At 68.5% G+C, this 10,108-nt stretch carries 10 protein-coding genes and 1 pseudogene; 5 read left to right on the forward strand and 6 right to left on the reverse strand.

Annotation, left to right across the window (positions count from 1 at the left end):
* A pseudogene (locus HUU95_RS02235) lies at nucleotides 1–275 on the forward strand (hypothetical protein); the annotation flags it as partial.
* A gap of 37 nt (nucleotides 276–312) precedes the next feature.
* Here HUU95_RS02235 and HUU95_RS02240 read toward each other — a convergent pair.
* Entirely contained in the window at nucleotides 313–1,071 is a 759-nt protein-coding gene (locus tag HUU95_RS02240) for an alpha/beta fold hydrolase (RefSeq protein WP_174278605.1), read from the reverse strand.
* 62 nt (nucleotides 1,072–1,133) lie between these two features.
* Between HUU95_RS02240 and HUU95_RS02245 the strand changes: the two genes are divergently transcribed.
* Genes HUU95_RS02245 through HUU95_RS02255 form a run of 3 tightly spaced genes read left to right on the forward strand, consistent with a single transcriptional unit; the run spans nucleotide 1,134 to nucleotide 4,222 of the window.
* Nucleotides 1,134–1,577: a MarR family winged helix-turn-helix transcriptional regulator gene (locus tag HUU95_RS02245; protein ID WP_174278606.1), complete on the forward strand. Its 444-nt coding sequence runs from the start codon at nucleotides 1,134–1,136 to the stop codon at nucleotides 1,575–1,577.
* The gene (locus HUU95_RS02250; protein ID WP_174278607.1) at nucleotides 1,570–2,643 is read left to right on the forward strand and encodes an HlyD family secretion protein; all 1,074 of its coding nucleotides are present in this window, start codon (nucleotides 1,570–1,572) and stop codon (nucleotides 2,641–2,643) included. Before HUU95_RS02245 ends, HUU95_RS02250 begins: the two co-directional genes overlap by 8 nt.
* Entirely contained in the window at nucleotides 2,630–4,222 is a 1,593-nt protein-coding gene (locus HUU95_RS02255) for a DHA2 family efflux MFS transporter permease subunit (RefSeq protein WP_254602572.1), read from the forward strand. The genes HUU95_RS02250 and HUU95_RS02255 overlap by 14 nt, the downstream gene beginning before the upstream one ends.
* A 4-nt stretch (nucleotides 4,223–4,226) precedes the next feature.
* Here the strand turns inward: HUU95_RS02255 and HUU95_RS02260 are convergent, their stop codons facing one another.
* The 5 genes from HUU95_RS02260 to HUU95_RS02280 form a co-directional block, all read right to left on the reverse strand.
* Nucleotides 4,227–4,628 carry a type II toxin-antitoxin system VapC family toxin gene (locus HUU95_RS02260; RefSeq protein ID WP_174278608.1) on the reverse strand — a complete coding sequence of 134 codons (402 nt, stop codon included), beginning with the start codon at nucleotides 4,626–4,628 and terminating at the stop codon, nucleotides 4,227–4,229.
* 1 nt (nucleotide 4,629) lies between these two features.
* A complete protein-coding gene (locus tag HUU95_RS02265) occupies nucleotides 4,630–4,869 on the reverse strand; it encodes a FitA-like ribbon-helix-helix domain-containing protein (RefSeq protein WP_174278609.1) in 240 nt (79 codons plus the stop codon).
* Between the two features lie 31 nt (nucleotides 4,870–4,900).
* On the reverse strand, nucleotides 4,901–5,926 hold the full coding sequence (locus HUU95_RS02270; RefSeq protein WP_174278610.1) for an aspartate-semialdehyde dehydrogenase: 1,026 nt from the start codon (nucleotides 5,924–5,926) through the stop codon (nucleotides 4,901–4,903).
* A 54-nt stretch (nucleotides 5,927–5,980) separates the two neighbouring features.
* On the reverse strand, nucleotides 5,981–7,339 hold the full coding sequence (locus tag HUU95_RS02275; protein ID WP_217429731.1) for a DUF418 domain-containing protein: 1,359 nt from the start codon (nucleotides 7,337–7,339) through the stop codon (nucleotides 5,981–5,983).
* A 77-nt stretch (nucleotides 7,340–7,416) separates the two neighbouring features.
* The gene (locus HUU95_RS02280) at nucleotides 7,417–9,645 is read right to left on the reverse strand and encodes a S9 family peptidase (protein ID WP_174278611.1); all 2,229 of its coding nucleotides are present in this window, start codon (nucleotides 9,643–9,645) and stop codon (nucleotides 7,417–7,419) included.
* A gap of 171 nt (nucleotides 9,646–9,816) precedes the next feature.
* Between HUU95_RS02280 and HUU95_RS02285 the strand changes: the two genes are divergently transcribed.
* The coding region (locus HUU95_RS02285) for a DUF6975 family protein (RefSeq protein WP_438827193.1) at nucleotides 9,817–10,108 on the forward strand (292 nt) is incomplete at its 3' end.

Raw genomic sequence — 10,108 nt, forward strand, 5'->3', positions numbered from 1 at the left:
AGTCTGGCGGCTGGAGCACCGCCGCGATCGCGGGCGGCGTCGCGGCCGCCGGCGCGGCGGTGGTCGGCGCCGTGCTGACGCTACGTGGCAGCTCTGGCAAGAACCTGGGCACGCAGAAGAAGCCGATCGACATCTCCGGCTCGGGCGACAAGGGCAAGGGCCATCCGCAAACGGTGCAGGACGCCGCCGGCGCGCATCAGCCCGACGGCACGAACTCGTCCGCCTCGTTCAAGGCCGGCATTGCCGACGAGAACACGGTCCCCGACAAGAAGTGATCGCCGGACCGCCCCGGCGATCGCGCCGGGGCGGTGTTCAGCTCATCAGGAAATCGGTGATCGCCCGGCCCAGGTCGGGCTTCAGCACCGCGCTCATGTGACCGCCCGGCACCTCGATGTAGCGCGCGCGCGGCAGAGCCTCCGCCAGATCGGCCGCCGAGCCGTTGTCCTGATCCTCCGCCCCGCTCACCACGCCGATCGGCAGGTCGAACGTGCGCAGAACATCGAGCGGCGTGTCCGTGAACGTGTCGATGACGCCCAGCAACGCCTCGGCATCGCCGCCCGTCGTCTTGAGGAACTGCTCCGCCAGCCACGCCGCGCTCCCGCGCTCGTGCCGGCCGAGGCTGGTCAGGATGTCGCGGAAATGGCCCGCGCGGCGGCCCGTCATGGTCAGCCCCTCCAGCCCCATGCCGGCGAACACGGCGCGTCGCGGCGTCGCCCCCGTGGCCAGCATGCGCGACACCGTGCGCGCGCCCAGCGAATAGCCGACCAGGTCATGATCGGTCAGCCCGAGATGCGCGACCAGCGCGTGTCCGTCGCGCGTCAGCGCGTCGGGCGGATAGGCGGCGGGATCGTGCGGCTTGGCGCTGTCGCCATGGCCACGCAGGTCCGGCATGATGACGCGAAAGCCCCGCGCCGCGAGCGTGGCGGCATGACCGTAGCGGATCCAGTTCGTCCAGGCGTTGGAGAAGAAGCCGTGCAACAGCATCACGGGCCGGCCCTCCCCCATCTCGCGCCAGGCAAGGCGGACGCCGTCCCAGCTGGTGAAGAAGGCGGGATCGGGTCGGCGAGCCATGCGCCCCTTTCCTTCATCGGTTCGCCCTTGGCAATGGTGAGCGTGCTTACTATGTCCGTGACATGTCAGACAGCATTGCGTTCCTGTTGAGCGATGTCGCGCGCCTGCTCCGCCGTCGCTTCGACGAGCGGGCCCGCGCCAGCGGCATCACGCGCGCGCAATGGCGCACGCTGCTCGTCCTGTCCCGCAACGAGGGCGTGCACCAGGGGGGGCTCGCCGAGCTGCTGGAAGTCGAGCCGATCACGCTGTGCCGCATGATCGATCGGCTCGCCGACGCGGGGCTCGTCGAACGCCGCCGTAGCCCGACCGACCGGCGGGCGTGGAACATCTACCTGGCCGATCGCGCGCGGCCGCTGCTCGATCAGCTGCGCCTGCTCGCCGACGAACTGACCGACGACACGCTGGCCGCGTTGGATACGTCCGCGCGGGACCAGCTCACCGCGTCCCTCCTCTCCATGCGCGCGAACCTCAACGCGCCCGTCATTCACGAGGCCGTCCATGGCTGATGCCGATCCCCAGCGCGACCTGCGCGTCACAGCTTCTCCCCCGCCGGAGCCCGCGCCCGCGCCCGTCCGGGCGTGGCGCCGCCCGCTCCTGATCGCGATCGTGCCACTGCTGATCGCGGTGATCGGCGGCTATGTCTGGCTGACCGCCGGCCGGTCCGTCTCGACCGACAATGCCTATGTCCAGCAGGACCGCGTGTCCGTCTCGTCGGACGTGGCGGGTCGCATCGTCGAGGTCGGCGCGCGCGAGAATCAGGCGGTGAAGGCGGGCGACCTGCTATTCCGCATCGACCCGGCACCCTATCGGATCGCGGTGGAACAGGCGAACGCCGCGATCGCCAACGCGCAGGTCTCGGTGGCGACGCTGCAGGCGAGCTTCGTCGGCAAGGGCGCCGACATCCAGGCCGCGCGCGACGCGATCGCCAACGCGCAGGAGAATTACGATCGCCAGCGCCAGCTGATGGCGAGCGGCTTCACCACTCGCGCCTCGCTGCAATCCGCCGAACACGCGCTGAGCCAGGCGCGCGCGCAGATGCTCAATGCGCAGGCATCCGCGACCGAGGCGCGCTCCAAGCTCCAGACCGGCGCCGCCGTACCCGGCGAGAACCCCGCCATTGCCGCCGCGCAGGTGCAGCGCGATCGCGCCAATCTCGACCTGACGCGGACCGCCGTGCGCGCCCCGGTGAGCGGCACGATCGCGCAGACCTCACGGTTGCAGGTCGGCAACATGATGATCACCGGCCTGCCCGCCGTCTCGATCGTCGCCAGCAGCCGATCCTGGGTGGAGGCGAACTTCAAGGAGACCGACCTCAACAAGATGCGCGTCGGTCAGCCGGCGGAGATCAGCTTCGACGCCTATCCGGGGCTGCGCCTGCGCGGCCATGTCGAATCGATCGGCGCGGGCACTGGCTCGGTCTTCTCCGTGTTGCCCGCACAGAACGCGACGGGCAATTGGGTCAAGGTGACGCAGCGCGTGGCCGTGCGCATCGCGATCGACGACAGGAGCCCGCGCCAGCTCATCGCCGGCCAGTCGGCGGACGTGAAGGTGGACGTACGTGGCGTCCGCTAGCCTGTCGCGCAGCCCCGCCGACGAGACGCCGGAGCCGATCATCGAACGCGCCGCGCTGCACACGTCCAACCGCCCGCTGCTCACGGTCGGCGTCATGGCGGCGACGATCATGCAGATCCTCGATTCGACCATCGCCAACGTCGCGCTGCCCCACATGCGCGCGTCGCTCGGCGCGACGGAGGACAGCATCACCTGGGTACTGACCAGCTATATCGTCGCGTCCGCCGTCGCGATCCCGATGACGGGCTGGCTCTCCGACCGGGTCGGCAGCCGGCGGCTGTTCCTGACCTGCGTCGTCGGGTTCGTCGCCGCCTCCATGCTCTGCGGGCTGGCGACCACGCTGCCGGAGATGGTCGCGTTCCGCGTGCTTCAGGGCATCGCGGCGGCGTTCATGAACCCGCTCAGCCAGACGGTGATGCTCGACATCAACCCGCCGTCGAAACAAGCCTCGGCCATGTCGATCTGGGGCATGGGCGTGATGGTGGGGCCGATCCTGGGGCCGGTGATCGGCGGCTATCTGACGGAGAATTATGACTGGCGCTGGGTGTTCTACGTCAACGTGCCAATCGGCGTCGCCTGTTTCGCCGTGCTCTACGCGCTGTTGCCGTCCCGACCGGTCAGCGTTCGCCGGTTCGACCTGTTCGGGTTCTCGATGCTGGCGGTCGCGATCAGCGCGTTGCAGGTGATGCTGGATCGCGGCAGCAACGCGGACTGGTTCCATTCGACCGAGATCTGGATCGAGGCGGCGGTGGTGGCGAGCGCGGCCTGGATGTTCGTCGCACATATGATGACGGCCGAGACGCCGATGTTCGCGAGGACGTTGTTCAGGAACCGTAACCTGGTCACCGGCATCGCCTTCATGTTGGTGGTGGGGGTGCTGATGATGGCGACGATGGCGCTGCTGCCGCCGATGTTGCAGTCGCTGTTCGGCTATCCCGTGATGGACACCGGGTTGCTGCTGGTCCCACGCGGCGTCGGCATCGTCCTCGCGATGGCGGTCGCGGGCCGGCTGATCGGGCGCGGCGCCGATCCGCGGGCGATGGTGGGCGTCGGGCTGGCGACCGCGGCGGCGACGCTGTGGATCATGACCGGGTGGACGCTGGAGATGGGCGCGCGCCAGTTCGTCTGGGTCGGCTTCGTCCAGGGACTGGGGCTCGGCATGATCTTCATCCCGCTCAACGTCATGAGCTTCGCCACCCTGTCGCCGGCTGCGCGGACGGAGGGCGCGAGCCTGCTCAACCTCGCGCGCAACATCGGCGGTTCGGTCGGTATCTCGCTGGTGACCGCGCTGCTGAGCCTGGGCATCCAGGTCAATCATGAGGAGCTGGGCGCGCGGCTGCCCGATCTGGGCGTGATGGGCAACGATCCACTGGTGGCGTCGATCACCGGCGGCTCCACCGACGCGCTGCTCGCGGTGGCCAACAGCATCGTCAACCAGCAGGCGGCGATGATCTCCTACCTCGACGATTTCGTGATGATGATGGTGCTCACCCTCGCCGCCCTGCCGCTCGTGTTCGTGCTCAAGCGGCCCAAGGGATTGGCGCCGGCCAAGGCGGACCCGGACGCGATGGGGCATTGATGGCTCAGGTGAGTGGCTGAACCAGATCGGCGAAGGCCGTTCCAACGCATCGTGCCACCAGCTTCAGGTCGGCCGTCACCATCGTCAGCTCGGCAGCCTCGGCGAGCGCCAGGAAAAAGCAATCGCCAGCCGCATGTCCAAGCTGAAGGCTGATCTCAAGGGCGCGACGGGAAAACGGCGCGGCCGGACGCAGGTCGATCAGCGACTCGATGATCGGCTGCGCGGCGAGCACCTGGACGCTGGTCATCTCCCCCGCTCGCGCCTTCTTCGACAAGGCATGAGCGAGCTCGGCGCAGAGCAGATCGGGAGCCATCAGATGTTGCCCGATCAACGCCACCGCCGCGTCCCGGTCGGGCTCGGCGGCGGCCCATTTCACCACCACGCTCGTGTCCACCACGAACGGCATGTCAGGCATCGCGCAGCTCGCGAATGATGACCTCGGCCGGGGTCTGCTCGACATCCGGCGTCATCGCGCGGATCGCGGCCAGGCGGTCGATCGCATCGGCCCGGGCCACTGCCGTCAACGGCCTGAAGGTCTTCAATACATGGCGCAGTTCGGCTTCGAGCGAGCGTTCGTGATGCTGCGCGGCCTCGCGATACGCAGCGAGCGTTTCATCATCCAGATTGCGGATCAATACCTGTCCCATCCGAAGATGATAGCAATTCGCTATCGCCCGCTCAATCCTTCTTCAGATAACGCCGCCCGAGCAGCTCCGCGATCTGCACCGCGTTGAGCGCGGCGCCCTTGCGCAAATTGTCGCTGACACACCACAGCGACAGGCCGTTCTCGACCGTCGGGTCCTCGCGGACGCGGCTGACATAGGTGGCGAACTCGCCGACCGCCTCGACGGGGGTGACGTAGCCACCGTCCTCGCGCTTGTCGACGAGCATCACGCCCGGCGCCTCGCGCAGCAGGTCTTGCGCCTCCTTCGCGCTGATCTCGTCGTGGAACTCGATGTTGATCGCTTCGGAATGACCGACGAACACGGGGACGCGCACGCAGGTGGCGCTGACCTTGATCCTGGGATCGAGGATCTTCTTGGTCTCGACCACCATCTTCCATTCTTCCTTGGTCGAGCCATCGTCGAGGAAGCTGTCGATATGGGGGATGACGTTGAACGCGATCTGCTTGGTGAACAGGCGCGGCTCGGCGGAGTCGCCGACGAAGATGTTGCGGCTCTGCTCGAACAGCTCGTCCATGCCCGCCTTGCCCGCGCCGGACACCGACTGATAGGTCGCGACCACCACCCGCTTGATCCGCGCGGCGTCGTGCAGCGGCTTGAGCGCCACCACCATCTGCGCGGTGGAGCAGTTCGGGTTGGCGACGATGTTGCGCTTGGCATAGCCGGCGATCGCGTCCGCATTCACCTCCGGCACGATCAGAGGCACGTCCGGGTCCATGCGGTACAGCGAGGAATTGTCGATCACCGTGCAGCCGGCGGCGGCGAAGCGCGGCGCGTGCAGCTTGGTGCCTTCCGAGCCGATCGCGAACAGCGCCATGTCCCAGCCGGCGGGATCGAAATGCTCGACATTTCCGACCTTGAGCATGCGCCCGGTCTCGCCATAGTCGATCTCGTCGCCCTGGCTGCGCGACGAGGCGAGCACGGCGATCTCGTCGGCCGGAAACTCGCGCTCGGCGAGGATGTTGACCATCTCGCGCCCGACGCTGCCCGTCGCGCCGACGACGGCGATCCTGTAACCCATGACCTTCTCCGATCGAGGCGCCCGGTTAGCGCGCCCCCGGCGATTGTCCAGCGATCAGGCCGGCACCGCCGCGTCCATCTCGGGCGTCGATAGCGCGGAACCGGCGACCGACGCGCGCTGGCGGAATGGCTGCGGGCTCAGATAGGCGAGGCTGCGCCACAGCCACTCCAGCGGCCCCATCGCGAAGAAGCGCGTCCAGACATTGGCGGCGACGAGGCAGAACAGCGCCACCGCCGTCGCGACACCGGCCATCGCCGCCCAGCCCACCCGTCCCCACAGGCCAGGCCCCCAGGGCGCGAACAACACCCACATGCCGATGAACGTCTCCAGGAAATAGAGCGAGAACGCCGTCCGCCCCGCCGCGCGGAACGGCGCGAGCAGCGCGCGGCCGGAGACGGTCAGCATCAGCAGGTTGACGAGGCCGACATGGCCGATCCCCATCACCAGCCGCGCGCCTTCGTAGGTGACCCAGCCCAGATGGGGGATCAGATCGCGCGACACCTCGTCGTCCGCCGCGATCCACCGCAGCGGCACGGCGATGGCATAGGCGACGACCGCCAGGCCGAGATAGAAGCGCCGGCCGCGCCGCCCCTGGATCACCCCCCATTTCCACAGCGCGATGCCGATGCACATCGCGCAGAACGCGTCGGCGACGCCGTCGAGCAGCTGCGGGTAGATGAAGTTGACATAGCCGCCCCAGATGAAGGTCGCGTAAGCGACGAAGCCGTCGCGATGCGCGGCCGGCTCCATCCGATCGACCGCCGCCATCGACGGCGGCATCTGGCGGTTCGCGTTCCACGCCCGCCATTGAGTGTTGGCCAGCCGGTCCGCGGCGGTGAGCGGGCGATGGGCCGCGACCGCCGCCTCGACGGTCCGATGCCGCGCGAGCAGGTCCGCCCGGTCGGCATAGTGCAGCCCGCCCGTCACCACCTGCGCGAGCGCCATCAGGCTGCCGATCGCGACCAGTGCCTTGGGCCCCAGCCGGCGAAACGGGAACAGGAACAGCGCGGCGAGCGCGTAGACGTGGAGGATGTCGCCGGGCCACAGCATCGCGAACACGTCGAACATGCCAAAGGCGAGCAGCCACAAGGTGCGCCGGAAATACAGGTCGGCGACCGCGACGGGCCCCTGCGGATCGGCGATGCGGGTGGTGAGCACCATCAGCCCGGCCCCGAACAGGAATTGCAGCATGCAGCGCTGCGTCCCCTCCAGCACGACCTGGATCGCCGTCCAGGCGTGCGCGTCGGCGGAACTCCACCCGATCAGCACGGGGTCCCACATTCCCCGCATCACCGGCGCGGCCATGAACGGGATGTTCATGTAGAAGATGCCGAGGATCGCCAATCCGCGCAGGACATCGAGCACGTCGATCCGCGCTCCGCCCGTCACCGGCGCCAGTTCCATCCCCGCCATGTTCGCCACTCCCCCGAGTCAGGCGAAGATGACACGGATGTCGGCATCGCGCAAACCGGGTCTGGCAGGCGAACGGCTCAGGGCTGGGGCGGCGCCGGCTCCTTGTTGACGACGGTGCGGTCGAGGAAGTCGAGGATCGTACCCCAGAGATGCTCGCTCACCGGCCCGCCGACGCGGTGGGTATAGCCGGGGTAGAACATCATCTCGAACGGGGTGTTCGTCTTCTGCATCTGTGCGGCGACCAGCGTCGAGTTGGTCAGGAACACGTTGTCGTCCGCCATGCCGTGGATCAGCAGCAGCGGATCGCGGATCCTCGACGAGTCCTCCACCGCCGCCGATGTCGCATAGCTCTTCGGGTCCCTGGCCGGATCGCCCAGATAGCGCTCGGTATAGTGCGTATCGTACAGCTGCCAGTCGGTGACGGGCGCGCCCGAGACCGCCGCCGCGTACACGCCGGGCGTCTTCTCCAGCATCTTGAGCGACATATAGCCGCCATAGGACCAGCCATAGGTGGCGATCTTCGCTCCATCCACGAAGGGCAGCGACTTCAGGTAGTTGGCGCCCGCGAGCTGGTCCGCCACCTCCACCGTGCCCATCGCATGATAGATCTGATCCTCAAACGCCTTGCCGCGATTGTACGAGCCGCGATTGTCGATCTGGAAGAAGATCCAGCCGCGATCGACCAGATATTGCGGCAAGGCGCCGCCCCAGGCGCGCGTTACCACCTGGCCGGTGCCGGGTCCGCCATAATGCTGAAAGAACACGGGGTATTTCCTGCCCGGCTCCAGCGGCGGCGTGATCATCTCCCAGTGCAGCGTCGAGCCGTCGGCGGCCTTGATCGTACCGAATTTCGAGGGCTGATGGCTGGCGAGGTACGGGTAGTAAGGGTGGCCGGCGACCACGGCGTTCTGGTTGATCCAGCTCAGCCGCTTGCCGCTGGTGTCGGCGAGATAGACCTGCGTCGGCTGCGCGGGATTGGAGCGCGACACGATCAGCTTGGTCGCGGCGCTGTTCATCGTCGCGCCGTTCGACCAGCCCGGCTCGGTCAGCCGCGTCAGCTGGCCCGGATGCGCGAGGTCGAGCGCATAAAGTTGCTGCTCCAGCACGTCGTCCTTGAGCCCGAGCAGGTAAACGCGGCCATGCGCCTCGTCGACCCCCGCCAGCCCGGTCACGACCCAAGGGCCTTTGGTCAGCTGCGTCCATTGGCCCTTGGCATAGCGGTACAGGTGCCCGTAGCCGTCGCGCTCGGAGCGCCAGATCAGGCTGCCATCCTTCATCAGCCGGTAATCGTCGGACAGGTTGATCCAGCTCCTGGCCCCCGCCCGCTCCGTGAACAACACGGTGGCGTGGCCGGTCGCCGGATCGACGCGCAGCATGTCGAGCGTCTTCTGGTCGCGGCTCTCGCGCTGAACGAGCAGCGCCCCGCCGTCCGGCGTCCAGTCGACCCGGGCGAGGTAGATGTCCGGGTCGGACCCGAGGTCCACCTTCACCTGGCCCGTGCCGTCGGCGTTGACGACGTACAGCTCCACCAGCGCGTTCGGGGTGCCGGCGCCGGGATAGCGCTGCTGGTAGATGCTCGTCCCCGCCGCGCCGATCGAGGCGCGGGTCGCGACATGGACGGGCGCCTCATCGAACCGCTCCACCGCCAGCCGGCGGTCGTCGGGCGACCACCAATAGCCGGTGAAGCGATGCATCTCCTCCTGCGCGACGAACTCCGCCTCGCCCCAATGCACCGTCCCGGCGCCGCCCTGCGTGACCGCATGGGCGGTGTCGCCGCCCAGCGGCTGCACGAACAGGTTCTGGTCGCGGACGAAGCCGACATAGCCGCCGCGCGGGGACACGGTCGGGTTGAGCGCCGCGCCGGTCAGCCGCCGCGCATGGCCATCCAGCGTCGCGAGGTACAGATCGCCGTCGAGCGGGACCAGGATCGACTTGCCGTCGGGCGCCCATTCATAGGTGACGATGCCCTTGGCGCCGCCGACCCGCGCGCGCTCGCGCTGCATCTTCTCGGCCTCCGACAGCTCGGCGCCGGTGCCGACCTTCTTGGAGTCGACCAGCATCCGCTCCTGGCCGGTGCGGGTGTCGAGCGCCCACAAGTCCAGCCGCTCCTTCTCGTCGGCGCGCGGCTTGAGCGAGGTCAGCAGCGTGCCGTCGGGCGACAGCTTCACCGCGCGGGGCTGTTGCCCCGCCAGGTCCGGGTTGCCGAACACGCGCGCCAGCGTCAGGTCGCCGGGTTTCGTCGGCGTGTCAGCGGCCATCGCGATTCCCGCCCAGCCCAGCGCCACCATCGTTACCCATGCGCGCATCCCAATCAGCTCCCGACGACCGTCGCCGGCTTATCGCGACGGGCGGCGCCGGCGTCCAGTGTCGGTTGCCGGGAGATTACGCTCCCGTTGACCGCGTCTTTACGCACGAGCGTTTACAGCCCCGGCGCAGACACCGAGCGCTGGCAACCCGCCGGCCAGGAACAGGGACGCATGGCGGACACGCACCCACGCATCGCCTCGCCGGCCTGGGATCTCGTGATGCGGCTCGCGGCGGCGGACGGCGTCGCGACGCACCCGTTCCATGCGCGCCTGCTGCACCGTCGCGTGCCGGCGCGCGACCTGGGCGACGCCATGCACGCGCTCTGCGCGGTGCACGGCCATCACCCCGACCTGATCGAGATCGTCGCCGGGGACGTGCGCGACGGGGCCGCCGTCGCCCGTGCGCTGTTGCTGCCTGCCTCCGAGATCGCGCACACACTCCACAGCGGCTGGACGGCGGGGT

The sequence above is a fragment of the Sphingomonas bacterium genome (assembly GCF_903643065.1).
In the GTDB taxonomy this organism is placed as follows: domain Bacteria; phylum Pseudomonadota; class Alphaproteobacteria; order Sphingomonadales; family Sphingomonadaceae; genus Sphingomonas.